Consider the following 15,496-nt stretch of genomic DNA (forward strand, 5'->3'; position numbering starts at 1 on the left):
CTTGACCAAAGGGAAGTCTGCGCCCCTATGCCAGAACTGTTGCAGTTTCGTTACGAAACGCGGCGGGATTCGGTCCAGAGGTTCATGTAATTGCCGGCAAAGATAATCGCGCCGCCGATGAATACCCAGATATCCAAGGCCTCGGCATAAACCAGCATACCGATGACGGCGATCAGTGGCAGGCGGACAAAGTCAATCGGGACGACCACTGTCGCAGGCGCAATGGACAAGGCGTTGGTCAGACAGAAATGCGCCATAAGCCCTGCGATCCCGATCAGCAACAACAGCGGCATCTGTGCCACCTCGGGCACCGTGATATCCCCGTCGTAACCGGCCATGATCACGCCGAAAACCAGTTGCGTCACGGTCAGGTAGAACAGGATGCAGGTGATCGTCTGGCTGCGCGTCAGCCGCTTGGTCAACATAATCGTCAGTGCAAAGAAAATCGCCGAGGACGCCGCCGTGATCACGCCAGCATTCAGCCCGGCAATTGTCGGACGGGCAACACAAAGGATGCCGATAAACCCAAGAACCGCCGCCAAAGCCCGCATCTTGGTAAGCCGTTCGCCCAAAATCAGCGGCGACAGGACAATCACCCAAAGCGGAGAGGTGAACTCAAGCGCAAAGACCTGCGCGAGCGGGATCACGGTAACTGCGTAAAACCACAGGTTCTGTCCGGTGAAATGCGCCAGATTGCGCCCTATCTGCGTGCCGAAATCGCGGCGGTTGATCTGCCCCCAGGTTCCGTAAACGGTCGCGAGCGTAAACACAGCGATCACGCCCACCAGCGACCGGTACATCATGATCTCGAACGTATCGAGGCTGCCGCCAAGCTCGCGCCCGGCGACGGCCATCGCAGAGAAAGACGTGATCGACCCCATCATCCACAAAGCCGCCCTGAGTGTCGGGGTCATGGTCTCTCTTCCAAATGGAAAAAAATCCCCGCCGGAGGCGTCTGTGTTATGCGGCCGATCACAGCCATTCAGATCACTCCCATTCAATCGTGCCGGGAGGTTTCGACGTAATATCGTAGGTCACCCGGTTGATGCCCGGAATCTCGTTGATGATCCGCGTCGCGGTCTCGCCCAGGAATTCATGGGTGAACGGATAGTAATCCGCCGTCATCCCATCGACCGAGGTGACAGCCCGCAGGGCACAGGCGAAATCATAGGTCCGCCCGTCGCCCATCACACCCACGGTGCGGACAGGCAGGATCGCCACAAAGGCTTGCCAGATTTCATCGTACAGCCCGTGTTTACGGATTTGGTCAATATAAACCGCGTCCGCCTCGCGCAGAATGTCGAGCTTTTCGCGGGTGATCTCGCCGGGGCAGCGGATAGCGAGGCCGGGGCCGGGGAAGGGGTGGCGGCCGATAAAGGACGGGGGCAGACCCAGCTCGCGGCCAAGCTCGCGGACCTCGTCCTTGAAAAGTTCGCGCAGCGGCTCGACCAGCTTGAGACCCATCTTTTCGGGCAAGCCGCCCACGTTGTGATGCGATTTGATTGTCACCGACGGGCCACCGGAAAATGACACGGATTCAATGACATCGGGGTACAGCGTGCCCTGTGCGAGGAAGGTGGCATCGCCGACGTCCTTGGCGTGCTTCTGGAACACGTCGATGAACAGTTTGCCGATGATCTTGCGCTTGGTTTCGGGGTCAGACACGCCGTCCAGCTCGCCCAAGAACAGCTCTTGTTCGTCGGCGTGGATCAGCGGCATATTGTAGTTGTCACGGAACATGGTGACGACCTCTTCGGCCTCGCCCTTGCGCAGCAGACCGTGGTCGACAAAGACGCAGGTAAGCTGGTCACCAATCGCTTCGTGGATGAGCACGGCCGCGACCGAGGAATCGACCCCGCCGGACAAACCGCAGATGACCTTTTGATCACCGACCTGTTCACGGATCGCAGCGATGGCCTCGTCGCGGTAGGCGCTCATTGTCCAGTCGCCCTTGAACCCCGCGAGACGCACAAAGTTTTCGTACAGGCGCGCACCATTGGGGGTGTGGTGCACTTCGGGGTGGAACTGCACGGCATAGAAATTGCGCGACACATCGCCGGTGACCGCGAAAGGCGCATGGGGCGAGGTGCCGTAGACTTCGAAACCAGGCGCGATGGCGCTGACGTGATCGCCGTGGCTCATCCAGACTTGCTCTTTCTCGGTGAGGAACCAGCCTTCCAACAGCTCAAGACGGGCCTCGGAGGGGGTCACATAGGCGCGTCCGAATTCAGCGGTGCCGTGACCGCGTTCAACCTTGCCGCCCAGGCAATGCATCATGACCTGTTGGCCGTAGCAGATGCCAAGGATCGGTACGCCAAGCTCGAACACCGATTGCGGCGGCATGGGTGCACCTTCGGCGAAGACCGAGGACGGCCCCCCCGACAGGATCACCGCCTTGGGCGCAAAATCCTTGAGAAAGGCATCATCCACCGTGTTGAACGGGTGGATTTCGCAAAACACATTAAGTTCACGCAAACGGCGGGCGATCAGCTGGGTGACCTGGCTGCCGAAGTCGATGATGAGAAGGCGGTCATGGGAGATATCTGTCATGCAGACTGATTATGGGCGGATGGCCTGCGTGGCAAGAGTGGAGTGGGGGCCAGCCCCCAGACCCCCGGAGTTTATTTTGGCAAAATGAAGGGGTCGGCGGATCATGATGTCGGTTTTTGACCTCTAAGGCCGTAAACCGCGTAAAGCCCGCTGCGTGAATGGGGTAGCTAGGCGTCAGTTTTGGCGGAAAGGAAGACCTCATGGCGGAATCAGCAAGACGCGGGCGCGGTGGTGGCGGTGCGGCACGTCGGGCGGCACGCTCGGCTGTGTCCTTCGAGACAGCGAAATACATCGAACGCAACATTCCCAACTACGAGGTGCTGACCGAAGAGGCGCTACAGATCATCGAGTATAACGCCGATACGGTGTTGGAAGAGATCGGCGTGAACTTTCCCGACAACCCCGAGGCGCTGGCGCTGTGGCGCGCGGCCGGGGCAGATGTGACCGGCGACCGCGTGCGTATCCCCCGCGGGCTGGCGCGCGAGCTATGCAAGACCGCGCCGTCGCAGTTCACCCAGCACGCGCGCAACCCTGCGCGCAACGTCGAGATCGGCGGGCGCAATCTGGTGTTGGCCCCGGTCTATGGCCCGCCCTTCGTACGCGACACCGCCGGGGGCCGTCGCTATGCCACGATGGAAGATTTCAACAAATTCGTGAAGCTTGGCTATATGTCCAAGTGGTTGCACCATTCCGGCGGCACGGTCTGCGAGCCCACCGATGTGCCCGTCAACAAGCGCCATCTGGACATGCTTCATGCGCATATGACGCTGAGCGATAAACCCTTCATGGGATCCGTCACGGAACCGAGCCGCGCGCAGGATTCCGTGGACATGTGCAAGATTCTGTTCGGGGCGGAGTTCGTCGACCAGAACACGGTGATGACGTCGCTGGTGAACATCAATTCGCCCATGACGTTTGATGATGTGATGATGGGTGCGCTGAAGGTCTTTGCCGAGAACAATCAGGCGTCGATCATTTCGCCCTTTATTGTTGGCGGCGCGATGGCACCGGTATCTGTGGCTGGGACGTTGACGCAGGTTCTGGCCGAGGTCATGGCGGGCATCGCCTATAGCCAGCTGATCCGTAAGGGCGCGCCAGTGATTTTCGGGGCGTTTGTGACCTCGATCGACATGAACTCGGGCGCACCGACCTTTGGCACGCCGGAGGCCGCGCATATTACCTATGGGGCGGGGCAGTTGGCGCGGCGGATGAACCTGCCATTCCGGTCCTCGGGTTCGTTCTGCGGGTCAAAACTGCCCGACGCGCAAGCAGCCTATGAGACGGCGAACAGTTTGAACATGGGGCTTTTGTCGGGGGTGAACTTTATGCTCCATGCCTGTGGCTGGCTGGAAGGCGGTCTTGTCGCGTCGTTCGAGAAATTTGTAATGGATGCGGATCAGCTGGGCGCGTTGCACCATTTGGCGCGCGGTGTCGAGATTGACGAAAACGCGCAAGCGCTGGATGCGATCCGCGAGGTTGGTCCCGGCGGGCATTATCTGGGCTGCGCGCACACACAGGCCAACTTTAAGGAAGCCTTCTGGAAATCCGATCTGCTGGACTACAAACCATTCGAGACATGGTCAGATGAGGGCGCGCGCGATACCCAGTCGCTGGCAGCGGCGCGTGTTGAAAAGCTGTTGGGCGACTATGTGCAACCGGCCATGGACCCCGAGACGCGTGCGGCGCTTGATGCCTTTGTCGCGGAACGCAAAGCGACGGAGCCTGACAGCTTTATGTAGCCGCATCTCGCAGAGTTTCGCGCAAGAGCGCGGCCTCGGCAATGAGCGCGATCATCACCTCTACATGACGGACCAGGTTATAGCCTGCGTCCGTCTTTTTGCGTCTGGCGTTCAGGTCTGCCTCAATGTCGATCAGCTGAAGCAGTGCGATGGTGCTGCGCGGCAGGGTCGTGCGCCCCAGAATGCGGCGCAGGGCGGGACCGCGGCGATAGGTTTGGGCACCGATATTGCCTGCCCGGACAAGAATAGCGGGACGGTGGATGCCGCTGAGACGCGATAGAATATCTTGCATAAAATCAAATCCTTGCTGGTTGCGCTGGCATGCATTGGCATGGCCGACCACCGTCAGGATTTCACGCTAGATACTGGTGTTGCTCGCGCAGCAGGGTCATCGTGCGTCGCGGTTACCACTGTTTACCAAATGGAAACAATTATGGGCTGTATCGGTAAATATTAACAAATCCCTAACCAATTAACCTTTTGGTATTGTGGATAAGGCTGTGGATAAGCGCACGGCCTTGGGAAAGGAGATTGCATGACCCAACTATCAAATACGTCACCGGACGGGCGCGGATTGCCCGGATGGGTACCGGCCGCCGCGCGGCATTATGTGTCGCATGTGGAGATGGGCCAGCCGATCCGGGCGCTGGCGCGATCAGCTCAGTGTCACGCCTCTACCATCCTGCGTCAGATCCGGCGGCTGGAAACACGGCGCGATGATCCGCTGGTGGACGACGTCCTTGATCTGCTGGGGCAGGTCAGCCGCTTTGAAACCCACCCTATGCAGGAGCCCGCCGCGATGAATGACACCTCCCACCCCATGATGCCCGATGATGAAACTCTGAGCAGCGAGGCGCAACGCATCTTGCGGCGCTTGTGCGAAACCGGTGCGTTGCTGGCCGTGGCGGCCGAGATGGACAAGGCCGTTGTCGTGCGCAGTGGTCCGGACGGCGCGCAGACGCGGACTGCCGTGGTGGACCGCTGTGTCGCGCAGGCTATGGCGCTTAACGGGTGGATCGCGACCGATGGTGAAGGGCGCATCCTGCGCTATCACATCACCGCCGCTGGACGGCATGCGCTGGAAGAGATGATGGGTCAGGGCGCACAAAACGGTTTTGCCGAAGCCCAAACCACTTTTGCCCCTGCGCCGCCGCTGCCAGAGGGGGCGCGGCAGAAAACGGCACGACGCTTGCGCTACACGCTGGCCGAAAGCCCGTTGGCCGCGCTCGCCCGCAGACGCGACGCAAAAGGCGCGCCGTTCCTGTCCGACAGTCTCGTCCAAGCCGGAGAGCGCCTGCGCGAGGATTTTGAGCTGGCGCAAATGGGCGAGGCGGTGACGCAGAACTGGGACCGGTTTCTGGCACCGGGCGGGCAGGGCGACAGCGTCAGCTTTGAAGGCAGCGCACCCTCTGCAGCCCGGGCACGGGTGGGATCGGCGCTGGCGGATCTGGGACCGGGTCTGTCGGATATTGTGCTGCGGTGCTGCTGCTATCTGGAAGGGCTGGAAACCACGGAAAAGCGCCTTGGCTGGTCGGCGCGGTCGGGAAAGATCGTTCTGCGTATCGCCCTGATGCGCTTGCGCAAACACTATGCGGAAACGCTTGGCCCCGGGAGTGCGATGATCGGCTAGGCAGCGGATCTGGATCGGCGCGCACCGCATGGCTGCCCCGCAGGTGACAACTGCCTCTTTCATGCGCCGCGCGAACCTACTACATAAGGGGCGTATTCCAAACGGAGCCTGATCATGCGAGACCTGAAAATCCCCGAGCAGCGCCACCCTGAAAAGGCCCGACGCCCCGACAATCCACAGCCGAAAAAGCCGTCGTGGATCCGGGTGAAGGCGCCGGGTGGCAAAGGCTATGCGGATACCGCAAAGATCATGCGCGAGAACAAGCTGGTGACGGTTTGCGAAGAAGCGGGCTGCCCGAATGTCGGCGAATGCTGGTCGCAGGGCCATGCCACCATGATGATCATGGGGGAGGTCTGCACCCGCGCCTGTACCTTCTGTAACATCGCGACAGGGCGCCCACCGGAAGCGCTGGATATCTTTGAACCCGGGCGCGTGGCCGATGCGGTGTCCAAACTGGGGCTGAACCACGTCGTAATCACCAGCGTGGACCGCGACGACATCGAAGACGGCGGAGCAGAACATTTTGCCCAGACCATCCGCGCCGTGCGCAAACGGTCCCCGGGCACCACGATCGAGATTCTGACCCCCGATTTCATCCGCTGCGATCCCAAAGTGCTGGAAACCGTGGTCGAAGCGCGGCCGGACGTGTTTAACCACAATCTGGAAACAGTGCCCGGCCTCTACCCTGAGGTGCGCCCCGGCGCGCGGTATTTCCATTCGCTGCGTCTGTTGCAGCGGGTGAAGGAGCTTGATCCGACGATGTTTACCAAATCCGGCATCATGGTCGGTCTGGGCGAGGATCGTCAGTCCGTCATGCAGGTCATGGAAGACATGCGCGCCGCGGACATCGATTTTCTGACCATCGGGCAATATTTGCAACCGACACCAAAGCACCACGCGGTGGACCGTTTTGTACACCCCGATGAATTCGCCGCCTATGAAAAATCGGCCTATGGCAAGGGGTTCTTGATGGTATCTGCGACGCCTCTAACGCGGTCGAGCTACCACGCGGGCGATGACTTTGCGCGGCTGCAGGCGGCGCGGTTGGCGAAGCTGGGGTAACTGCGTTGCATTGAATTTGAGGGGCGCTGCCCCTCAAACTCCCCGGGATTTAAATCCATTTGGAAAGGTTAGAACGGGTTTTTGATCCGTTGGGTCGTGGCCCATTCAGGCCAGTAGCCAAAGTATTCTGCGGCAAAGATCAGCGCGCCGGCCAAGACCACAGCAAAGACGAATTTGACGCGGCCGGCCGACGGCGGGTTTTGCACCCACCGTTTCATCCGCATCAACCAAGCGACGTTCATGTAAAACGAACCTTGCCGATAAAGGGCTGGTTGCGGTCGCGCTGCGCGAAATCGATGCCGTAGCCCACAACAAATTCATCCGGAATTTCAAAGCCGATCCAATCGGCCTTCATATCCACCTCGCGGCGGCTGGGTTTGTCGAGCAGGGCGATGGTTTTCAGCCGGGCGGGTTCGCGCGACATCAGCAGGTTGCGCACATGATGCAAAGTATGGCCCGTGTCGACAATATCTTCGACGACCAGCACATCACGCCCTTCGATTGCGCCGCGCAAGTCCTTGAGAATACGCACTTCTCTGCTGCTTTCCATGCCATCGCCATAGCTGGAGGCCTCGAGGAAATCCACCTCGATCGGGAGGTCAAGCTCGCGCACCAGATCGGCGATAAACACGAAAGATCCGCGCAGCAGCCCCACCACTGTCAGCTTTTCGGTGCCGGCGAATTCGCTTTGGATTTCGCGGCAAAGGGTTTCGATCCGCGCGGCGATTGCCTTGGCCGAGATCATTTCATCGATGACATAAGGTCGCGTCGTCATGGGTTTTACCTTGAAAAAGGGGGAGATAGGATTTCATAAGGGCTAACTTCATGACAGATGGAAATCAATGCCTACCCATTCAGAGACCCGCGAACTGCCCTACACCGCCCAACAGATGTATGATCTGGTGGCCGATGTGGCGTCATACCCAGAATTTTTGCCCTGGACCGCCGCCGCGCGGATCAAAAGCTGTGAGGACAAGGGCGATCACGAGGTAATGGACGCCGATCTTGTCATCAGCTTCAAAGTGTTTCGCGAACGTTTCACCAGCCGGGTGGTGTTGTGGCCCGAGGCCAAGAAGATCGACACCGAATATCTGGATGGTCCGTTCAAATACATGAAATCGAACTGGGCGTTCGAGGACAATGGCGACGGCAGCTGCAAGGTGCATTTCTTCGTCGATTTCGAATTCAAGAACGCGATTTTGCAAAAGATCATAGGCGTCGTCTTTAACGAGGCGATGCAGCGGGTAGTGCGGGCGTTCGAGAAACGCGCGGCGGCTCTTTATGGGGCCGGGGCCTAGAAACGACAAAGGCCCCGATGCGGGGCCTTTGTGTGGGTCTTTGACTTCCCGATCAGCTGCTTAGATCATAGGCCCGTTCACCGTGGACGGACAGGTCAAGCCCGTTGACCTCGACCTCTTTGCTGACACGTAGCGGGGTGATCGCCTTGCAGACCAGCACCAGCACGACGGTCACCACCGTGGTATAGACACCGACGATCGCCAGCGACCCCAGTTGTGCGGCCCAAGACCCAGCCCCGAGGGCTGCGATCATGATGGTGCCGAAGATCCCGCCCACGCCGTGAACCGCGAAAACATCAAGCGTGTCGTCGATCTTGGCCTTGTTGCGGATCAAGACCACCGCTTCCTGGCACAAGATCCCGGCAACCGCGCCGATCAGCAGCGCTGCCCAAGGGCCGACGAAACCCGACGCAGGCGTGATGGAGGCCAGCCCCGCGATGGTGCCTGTGACGATGCCGACCAGGGAGGCTTTGCCGAATTTGATCCGCTCCCACAGCGCCCAGGTGAGAGAGGCGGTGGCGGCGGAGATATGGGTCACCGTGATCGCCATGGCCGCACCTCCGTCTGCGGCCAGTTGCGAGCCGCCGTTAAAGCCGAACCAGCCGACCCAGAGCATCGCAGCACCGATCATCACGAAGCCTGGGTTATGCGGCGGGGTGTTGTGGTTAAGGCGTGGACCAAGGAAGACTGCAAGGATCAGCGCCGCAAGGCCAGCTGTTTCATGCACCACGATGCCGCCCGCGAAATCGCGCACGCCGACCTCGCCAAAGATGCCACCATCGGCCAGGAAACCGCCGCCCCAGACCCAATGCACCACGGGCGCGTAGCACAGCAGCATCCAGAGCCCCGAGAAGAGCATTACGAATCCAAAGCCGATCCGCTCCACATAGGCACCGACGATCAGCGCGGGCGTGATCACTGCGAATGTCATCTGGAAAGCGAAGAACAGGATCTCGGGCAGGGTGCCTGACAGGCTGTCAGCAGTGACGCCCGACAGGCCGATCTTGCCCAATCCGCCCCAGAGCCCCGATGTGTCAGGACCAAAGGCGATGGAGTATCCGGCGAAGAACCACAGCACGCTCATCAGACAGGCGACGCCGTAGCAATGCATGAAAACGCTCAGCACGTTGCGGCTGCGCACCAGCCCGCCATAGAAGAGCGCGAGCCCCGGTAATGTCATGAACAGGACCAAGGCCGTGGCGGTCATGATCCAGGCCGTATCAGCTGCGTTCATCTTGGTTTCCTCCCGAAAGGTTTTTGATTGCAGACGGGTGAAACGGATGTGCGCGCGCGACAAAAGTTAAAATGTGGGCAAAGCCGGTGATTAAACGGGCATTTCGACATTCGCCACATATTTAGGCAGCAATTTAGCCATGCCGCCTGTTTTGCGGGCGTTATGTAATCGCCTCAGAAATCAGCCCCAAGGCGAAATCGCGGGCAGCGTGGCGGACTTTCTCGCGGCCCAATGCGCCGAACTCTTGCGTTTGGGTGGTGATACCAGACGCCGTGGCGAGGCCGAAACAGACGCGGCCTTCGGGCTTATGCTCTGACCCGCCGGGGCCTGCGATACCGGTGATCGACACGGCGATCTGCGCGCCGGATCGTGCCAAGGCACCGCCCGCCATTTCAAGGGCGACCTGCTCGGACACCGCGCCGTGGGCGGTGAGTGTGTCTGGGCTGACGCCAAGCAGGTCAATCTTGGCGGCATTGGTATAGGTGACAAACCCACGGTCAAAGATCGCGGAGGATCCGGGGAGGTCCGTCAGGGCGGCGGCCACCATGCCGCCCGTGCAGCTTTCGGCGCAGGCGATCATGACCTCGCGCGCGCGGGCGCGGTCCAGAAGGGCGTGCACATCAGGCAAAGAGATACACGTGATACAGCACGGCCAGTGCGATCACCCCCAGCAGGGCGAAAATGCCTGCAAAGATATCATCCAGCATCACGCCAAGCGCATCGCCGCGCCGGTCGGCCCAGCCGATGATCAGCGGCTTCCAGATGTCGAAAAGTCGGAAAAGCGCAAAAGCCGCAATCCAGCCGGGCCACATCACAAGGATGTTCATATCCATCGTCCAACTCGCATAGCTCAGCGGCAGCAGCGCGACCCATTGGCCCGCAACCTCGTCGATCACGATTTCCGACGGATCATGATCAGCGCTTCCGGCGGTCATGCGTGCGGTGGCCCACCAACCTGCAGCAAAGGTAAGCACGATGCCTGCGATCAACAGCGGCAGCCCCCCGATGACATGGAGCAGCCAGGCCCAGGGCAGCGCGACGAGCGAGCCCCAGGTGCCAGAGGCAGGGCGGATGTAGCCCACCCCCAGAACAGTCGCGATCAGCTTTGCCAAAGTCATAGTTTCACCAATGTTGCTGTGGCCATGCAGGCGATGCCTTCGCCGCGGCCGGTAAATCCCAAACGTTCCGAGGTCGTCGCCTTGACCGACACACGGCTTTCTTCGAGAGACAGGATATCCGCCATCACGCGGCGCATCTCTGCGGCATGAGGCCCCACTTTGGGGTATTCGCAGATCAGCGTGCAATCGACATGGGTCAGGGTGAACCCTTCGCTGCGCGCCAGATCGGCGGCGTGGCGCAGAAAGATATGGCTTTGCGCCCCTTTCCACTGCGGGTCAGACGGGGGGAAATGCTGGCCGATGTCGCCCATAGCCAGCGCGCCATAGATCGCATCGGTGACCGTATGCATGCCGACATCGGCGTCGGAATGACCGACAAGCCCTTGATCATGCGGGATATTGACTCCGCAAAGTGTGACATGATCCCCCGGACCGAAAGCATGTACATCAAACCCGTTGCCGGTGCGAATATCCATCGAAGACTCCAATATGCGGGCGGCGCGGGTCAAATCGCCCGGCACCGTGATTTTCAGGTTATCGACGCTGCCGGGGGTGATGGCAACCGCAACACCGGCGGCGCGGGCGACCTCTACATCATCGGCGGCAATGCCTTCAAAGGCGGCATGGGCGGCGCGGATCGTGGCGGCATCAAAGCCTTGCGGGGTTTGGGCGGCATAAAGCGCGGTGCGGTCCTGCGTTCCTGCGACGGCACCGTCTTCGGCCACCCAAAGCGCGTCGGTGACAGGCAGGCCGGGGGCGGCTGCGGCATCTGTGGCCAGCGCGTCGATCACACCGTCGATGATCTGCGGCGTGACACAGGGGCGGGCGGCGTCATGGATCAGCACCAGATCCGCATCCCCCAGCAGCGCCAGACCGTTACGCACCGATGCTGCACGATCCGCGCCCCCTTCGGCGACAAGACAGCCTTGCGCGGTAAACCCGTCGGCCTGCGCCATGTCACTGGCGTTCAATACGATGATGATCCGGTCCACCTGCGGATGCCGCTGGAAAGCCGCAAGAGTGTGATCGATCACGCGTTTCCCGCACAGCGGCTGCCATTGTTTGGGCACGGCACCCCCCGCACGGGTGCCACGTCCGGCGGCCACGATAAGCGCTGCGATTTTCGGTGTCGACGCCATCGCGCGCCCCCTTTGATAAACTCGCCCCGTTCTATGCCTGCAACGCGGCCTGTGCAATCGTCCGCGCCGTGTGCTTAAATTTTAGGCAATAGGTCAGTTTCTCACCAGTAAAAGCTTTTGGTTTGATTGAGTTTCGGCCCACCCCTCGGTAAACCAAAGTCAATTGCACAAGGATTAAGCGTTTGGATCTCTCGGATCTGCCCTTCAAACTCGACCCGCCCGTTTTGCTGGCCCCGATGGCGGGGATCACCGATCTGCCGTTCCGCACGTTGGTGGCGTCTTTTGGCGCAGGGTTGGTGGTCTCAGAGATGGTCGCAAGCGTCGACATGATCAACGCCCGCCCCGGGACGCTGGAAAAGGCCGAACTGGGACTTGGCATCGAAGGCACTGCGGTACAGTTGGCGGGACGCGAGGCCGCCCCCATGGCCGAGGCCGCGCGGATGGTCGAAGGGCAGGGCGCGCGGGTGATCGACATCAATATGGGCTGCCCCGCCAAGAAGGTGACCCAAGGCTATTCCGGCTCTGCGCTGATGAAAACGCCCGACCACGCGCTACGCCTGATCGAGGCGGTGGTGAACGCGGTGAACGTGCCCGTCACGCTCAAGACGCGGCTGGGGTGGGACGACAATATGCTGAACGCGCCGCAGATCGCCGCGCGGGCCGAAGCTGCGGGGATCACCATGATCACCATCCACGGGCGTACGCGCTGCCAGTTCTATAAAGGCTCCGCCGATTGGGCCGCGATTGCGGGTGTCAAACAGGCGGTCTCTGTTCCTGTGATTGCCAATGGCGATATCATCAGCACCGATGCCGCGCGGCAGGCGCTGGCGCAGTCGGGGGCGGACGGCGTGATGATCGGGCGCGGCGCCCAAGGTAAACCGTGGCTGCTCGCACAAGTGGCCCATGATCTGTTCGGCGCGCCCGCACCGGTTATCCCGCAGGGTGCCGATTTCGCGCGCATGGTGTCCGACCACTACGAGGCGATCATCCGGTTCTACGGCGAGGTGATCGGCCTGCGCGTCGCGCGCAAGCATCTGGGGTGGTACATGGGCACCAGCAACACTCCCGCCGATCTGCGCCGCGCGGTACTGACCGCTGCCAGCCCCGCCGAGGTGCACCGTCTTATCCCGTCCGCCTGTCTGCCGGACCACCAGTTGGAGGCCGCTTGATGTCGCTGGATACTGTTTTCGCATCGCTGCCCGTGCCCGCTATTCTGATAGATACAGACGACATGATCGCCGAGTTGAACTCGGAAGCCGAAGGGTTTCTGAACGCATCTGCCAAATCCGTGCGCGGTGTGCCGGTGTGGGACATGATCGCCGTCGACGCCCCTCTGGAAGAGGCCTTCACCCGCGCCCGCGTCAATGGCACGCCCTTGTTCGTCAATGATGTGGATGTCGGCAGCGGCCAGCGCCCGCCGGTGCAATGCGCATTACACTTTGCGCCGCTGATCGATGCGGCGGGGCAGATGATCCTGATGATCACCCCGCGCGAGATGGCCGGTCGGATGACGCAGAATAATTCGGTCAAATCCGCCGCCAAATCCGCCATCGGCATGGCCGAGATGCTGGCCCATGAGATCAAGAACCCGCTGGCAGGGATCACGGGCGCCGCGCAACTGCTCAGCATGAACCTCAGCACCGAGGATTTGGAGCTGACAGACCTGATCGTCGCGGAATCGCGCCGGATCGTGAAGCTGCTGGAACAGGTCGAACAATTCGGCAACCTGATGCCGCCGGAGCGCAAGGCGGTAAACCTGCATGACGCGCTGGACCGCGCGCGCCGGTCCGCATTGCTGGGGTTTGGCGCGCGCATGAAGATCATCGAGGATTACGACCCCTCGCTGCCGCCGGCCTTGGGCGACAAGGACCAGCTGTTGCAGGTGGTGCTGAACCTGATCAAGAACGCGTCAGAGGCGGCGGGCCCCTCGGGCGGGACGATCCGGTTGCACAGCTATTATGAACATTCGTTCCGCATGCGCCGATCCGACGGCACGGCGCAATCGTTGCCCTTGCAGATCGAAGTCATCGACGACGGCCCCGGTCTACCAGAGGCGATCCGCGCTGACGTGTTCGAACCCTTCGTATCCGGGCGCGAGAACGGCACCGGGCTGGGGCTGGCGCTGGTGAGCAAGATCATTTCCGACCACGGCGGCTGGATCACGGTGGATTCTGTGCCCGGCAAGACCGTGTTCCGCATCTCACTGCCGCGGGCCGATAAGACCCAAATTGAAAATACCGCTTCCGATCAGGAGAATTGACGATGGATGGCACCGTTCTGGTCGCTGATGACGACCGCACAATCCGCACCGTTCTGACACAGGCACTGACCCGCGCGGGCTGTAAGGTGCACGCGACATCCAGCCTGACCACCCTGATGCGTTGGGTGGGCGAGGGCAAAGGCGACGTTGTGATCTCGGATGTGGTGATGCCCGACGGCAATGGGCTCGAGATGCTGCCCAAGATCGCGCAGGACCGACCCGGTTTGCCTGTGATCGTGATCTCGGCGCAGAACACGATCATGACCGCGATCAAGGCGGCAGAGGCGGAGGCCTATGACTACCTGCCCAAGCCTTTCGACCTGCCTGACCTGATGAAACGCACCGCCCGCGCGCTAGAGCGCAGCGGGCCGGCGCGCCGTCCGGCGCAGACCAGCTCTGACAGCGATGGGGACCGAGATGATCTGCCGCTGGTGGGGCGCACGCCGGTGATGCAAGCGCTCTACCGCGTGGTTGCGCGGGTGATGAACACGGATCTGCCCGTGTTGATCTGGGGCGAATCCGGCACAGGAAAGTCGCTGATCGGCAAGGCGATCCACGATTTTTCGGACCGGCGGAACCTGCCGTTCGTCACCGTCACCTCGGCCGAGCTGCAAGACCTTGAGGGCCCGACACGTGTCTTGGCGCGGGTCCGCGGCGGGACGCTGCTGATTGACGAGATCGGCGATTTCTCGGAAGAGATTCAGGCCCGTATCGCGCGCATGATGGACACGCCCGGTGAACACGCGCCGCGGTTCCTTGCGACCAGCCAATCGGATCTGGCCGCCGCGATGAAGGCGGGCACCCTGCGGCGCGATCTGTATTATCGTCTCTCGGGGGCGACGCTGCATGTACCCGCGCTGCGCGACCGTGTGGATGATATTGCCTTGCTTGCCGCGCATTTCCTTGAACGGTCCGAAACCGGCAATACCGCGCCGCGCGCCCTGTCCGAAGGGGCGGCGAAGGTCTTTGCCAACTATCAATGGCCCGGCAACGTGCGACAGTTGGAACATGCGATGCGGCAGCTCGCGCTGACCAGCCGCGCGCCGGAAATCACCCAATCCGAGGCAGAGCATGTACTGGGCGCGCAACCCGACCCCGAACCGCTGCGCGCGCAGGCCAATACCGAAAAGCTCGGCGCGTCGGTCGAACGTCACCTCCAGCGATACTTTGACCAGCACGGATCAATGCTGCCGCCGCCCGGACTTTACGCCCGTATCCTGCGCGAGATCGAAGCCCCGTTGATCGAGATCGCCCTTGCCGCAACCGCTGGCAATCAGGCGAAATGCGCCGACCTTCTGGGAATCAACCGCAATACGCTGAGAAAAAAGATCACGGACCTCGATATTGAGGTGACACGCGGTCGAAAAATGATGTAAAAGCGCCACATAACCGTGGCCATCTAGCCTCAAAGCCGGATCAGGACCACAAAAATGGGCGGTTGATGCATAGGTGCATCACATCATCGG

16 protein-coding genes are annotated in these 15,496 nt (G+C 61.0%); 7 read left to right on the plus strand and 9 right to left on the minus strand.

The features are described from left to right. Positions 1–50: 50 nt before the first annotated feature. Together GLP43_RS09895 and guaA are read right to left on the minus strand one after the other, a co-directional pair. Positions 51–914 (minus strand): DMT family transporter, encoded by an 864-nt coding sequence (locus GLP43_RS09895; RefSeq protein ID WP_237279176.1) that lies wholly within the window; start codon positions 912–914, stop codon positions 51–53. 73 nt (positions 915–987) lie between these two features. After that, positions 988–2,550, minus strand: a complete 1,563-nt coding sequence (gene guaA / locus GLP43_RS09900) for a glutamine-hydrolyzing GMP synthase (RefSeq protein ID WP_237279177.1) — start codon at positions 2,548–2,550, stop codon at positions 988–990. Positions 2,551–2,750: 200 nt separating this feature from the next. Between guaA and GLP43_RS09905 the strand changes: the two genes are divergently transcribed. Next, positions 2,751–4,289, plus strand: a complete 1,539-nt coding sequence (locus GLP43_RS09905) for a trimethylamine methyltransferase family protein (RefSeq protein WP_237279178.1) — start codon at positions 2,751–2,753, stop codon at positions 4,287–4,289. On the opposite strand, the gene GLP43_RS09910 is transcribed toward GLP43_RS09905, so the two are convergent. Next, entirely contained in the window at positions 4,282–4,581 is a 300-nt protein-coding gene (locus GLP43_RS09910) for a DUF6477 family protein (protein ID WP_237279179.1), read from the minus strand. The two genes, GLP43_RS09905 and GLP43_RS09910, sit on opposite strands and share 8 nt — an antisense overlap. Positions 4,582–4,824: 243 nt before the next feature. Between GLP43_RS09910 and GLP43_RS09915 the strand changes: the two genes are divergently transcribed. Together GLP43_RS09915 and lipA are read left to right on the plus strand one after the other, a co-directional pair. After that, the gene (locus GLP43_RS09915; RefSeq protein WP_237279180.1) at positions 4,825–5,919 is read left to right on the plus strand and encodes a DUF6456 domain-containing protein; all 1,095 of its coding nucleotides are present in this window, start codon (positions 4,825–4,827) and stop codon (positions 5,917–5,919) included. A gap of 114 nt (positions 5,920–6,033) precedes the next feature. Next, on the plus strand, positions 6,034–6,981 hold the full coding sequence (gene lipA / locus GLP43_RS09920) for a lipoyl synthase (protein ID WP_005853478.1): 948 nt from the start codon (positions 6,034–6,036) through the stop codon (positions 6,979–6,981). 68 nt (positions 6,982–7,049) lie between these two features. Here lipA and GLP43_RS09925 read toward each other — a convergent pair whose 3' ends face one another. After that, positions 7,050–7,223: a hypothetical protein gene (locus GLP43_RS09925; RefSeq protein ID WP_237279181.1), complete on the minus strand. Its 174-nt coding sequence runs from the start codon at positions 7,221–7,223 to the stop codon at positions 7,050–7,052. Then, a complete protein-coding gene (gene hpt, locus GLP43_RS09930) occupies positions 7,220–7,756 on the minus strand; it encodes a hypoxanthine phosphoribosyltransferase (RefSeq protein WP_005853480.1) in 537 nt (178 codons plus the stop codon). Before hpt ends, GLP43_RS09925 begins: the two co-directional genes overlap by 4 nt. Positions 7,757–7,823: 67 nt before the next feature. On the opposite strand from hpt, the gene GLP43_RS09935 reads away from it, so the two are divergent. Continuing rightward, positions 7,824–8,279: a type II toxin-antitoxin system RatA family toxin gene (locus tag GLP43_RS09935; RefSeq protein WP_237279182.1), complete on the plus strand. Its 456-nt coding sequence runs from the start codon at positions 7,824–7,826 to the stop codon at positions 8,277–8,279. 52 nt (positions 8,280–8,331) lie between these two features. Here GLP43_RS09935 and GLP43_RS09940 read toward each other — a convergent pair whose 3' ends face one another. From GLP43_RS09940 to GLP43_RS09955, 4 genes are all read right to left on the minus strand, one after another. Next, on the minus strand, positions 8,332–9,513 hold the full coding sequence (locus tag GLP43_RS09940) for an ammonium transporter (protein ID WP_237279183.1): 1,182 nt from the start codon (positions 9,511–9,513) through the stop codon (positions 8,332–8,334). 160 nt (positions 9,514–9,673) lie between these two features. After that, positions 9,674–10,141, minus strand: a complete 468-nt coding sequence (locus tag GLP43_RS09945) for a CinA family protein (protein WP_272903190.1) — start codon at positions 10,139–10,141, stop codon at positions 9,674–9,676. Beyond that, entirely contained in the window at positions 10,134–10,631 is a 498-nt protein-coding gene (locus GLP43_RS09950; RefSeq protein ID WP_005853484.1) for a phosphatidylglycerophosphatase A family protein, read from the minus strand. Before GLP43_RS09950 ends, GLP43_RS09945 begins: the two co-directional genes overlap by 8 nt. Continuing rightward, complete coding sequence (locus tag GLP43_RS09955) at positions 10,628–11,770, minus strand: bifunctional 2-C-methyl-D-erythritol 4-phosphate cytidylyltransferase/2-C-methyl-D-erythritol 2,4-cyclodiphosphate synthase (protein ID WP_237279184.1); 1,143 nt, start codon at positions 11,768–11,770, stop codon at positions 10,628–10,630. Before GLP43_RS09955 ends, GLP43_RS09950 begins: the two co-directional genes overlap by 4 nt. A gap of 182 nt (positions 11,771–11,952) precedes the next feature. Here GLP43_RS09955 and dusB point away from each other — a divergent pair, with 182 nt between their 5' ends. The 3 genes from dusB to GLP43_RS09970 are packed head-to-tail and all read left to right on the plus strand — an operon-like array spanning position 11,953 to position 15,406. Further along, positions 11,953–12,939, plus strand: a complete 987-nt coding sequence (gene dusB / locus GLP43_RS09960; RefSeq protein WP_237279185.1) for a tRNA dihydrouridine synthase DusB — start codon at positions 11,953–11,955, stop codon at positions 12,937–12,939. Beyond that, a complete protein-coding gene (locus tag GLP43_RS09965) occupies positions 12,939–14,030 on the plus strand; it encodes a two-component system sensor histidine kinase NtrB (protein ID WP_237279186.1) in 1,092 nt (363 codons plus the stop codon). The genes dusB and GLP43_RS09965 overlap by 1 nt, the downstream gene beginning before the upstream one ends. A gap of 2 nt (positions 14,031–14,032) precedes the next feature. Next, positions 14,033–15,406 (plus strand): response regulator, encoded by a 1,374-nt coding sequence (locus tag GLP43_RS09970; RefSeq protein WP_005853488.1) that lies wholly within the window; start codon positions 14,033–14,035, stop codon positions 15,404–15,406. Positions 15,407–15,496 lie beyond the last annotated feature (90 nt).

The organism is Sulfitobacter sp. M39 (assembly GCF_021735935.1).
Taxonomy (GTDB): Bacteria; Pseudomonadota; Alphaproteobacteria; order Rhodobacterales; family Rhodobacteraceae; genus Sulfitobacter.

Excerpts from the sequence above, each read along its gene's own strand:
- GLP43_RS09955 (WP_237279184.1), bottom strand. The coding sequence starts at position 11,770 with ATGGCGTCGACACCGAAAATCGCAGCGCTTATCGTGGCCGCCGGACGT.
- GLP43_RS09935 (WP_237279182.1), top strand. The coding sequence starts at position 7,824 with ATGCCTACCCATTCAGAGACCCGCGAACTGCCCTACACCGCCCAACAG.
- GLP43_RS09965 (WP_237279186.1), top strand. The coding sequence starts at position 12,939 with ATGTCGCTGGATACTGTTTTCGCATCGCTGCCCGTGCCCGCTATTCTG.
- GLP43_RS09925 (WP_237279181.1), bottom strand. The coding sequence starts at position 7,223 with ATGAACGTCGCTTGGTTGATGCGGATGAAACGGTGGGTGCAAAACCCG.
- GLP43_RS09905 (WP_237279178.1), top strand. The coding sequence starts at position 2,751 with ATGGCGGAATCAGCAAGACGCGGGCGCGGTGGTGGCGGTGCGGCACGT.
- lipA (WP_005853478.1), top strand. The coding sequence starts at position 6,034 with ATGCGAGACCTGAAAATCCCCGAGCAGCGCCACCCTGAAAAGGCCCGA.
- GLP43_RS09895 (WP_237279176.1), bottom strand. The coding sequence starts at position 914 with ATGACCCCGACACTCAGGGCGGCTTTGTGGATGATGGGGTCGATCACG.
- GLP43_RS09915 (WP_237279180.1), top strand. The coding sequence starts at position 4,825 with ATGACCCAACTATCAAATACGTCACCGGACGGGCGCGGATTGCCCGGA.
- GLP43_RS09950 (WP_005853484.1), bottom strand. The coding sequence starts at position 10,631 with ATGACTTTGGCAAAGCTGATCGCGACTGTTCTGGGGGTGGGCTACATC.
- hpt (WP_005853480.1), bottom strand. The coding sequence starts at position 7,756 with ATGACGACGCGACCTTATGTCATCGATGAAATGATCTCGGCCAAGGCA.
- guaA (WP_237279177.1), bottom strand. The coding sequence starts at position 2,550 with ATGACAGATATCTCCCATGACCGCCTTCTCATCATCGACTTCGGCAGC.
- GLP43_RS09910 (WP_237279179.1), bottom strand. The coding sequence starts at position 4,581 with ATGCAAGATATTCTATCGCGTCTCAGCGGCATCCACCGTCCCGCTATT.
- GLP43_RS09940 (WP_237279183.1), bottom strand. The coding sequence starts at position 9,513 with ATGAACGCAGCTGATACGGCCTGGATCATGACCGCCACGGCCTTGGTC.
- GLP43_RS09970 (WP_005853488.1), top strand. The coding sequence starts at position 14,033 with ATGGATGGCACCGTTCTGGTCGCTGATGACGACCGCACAATCCGCACC.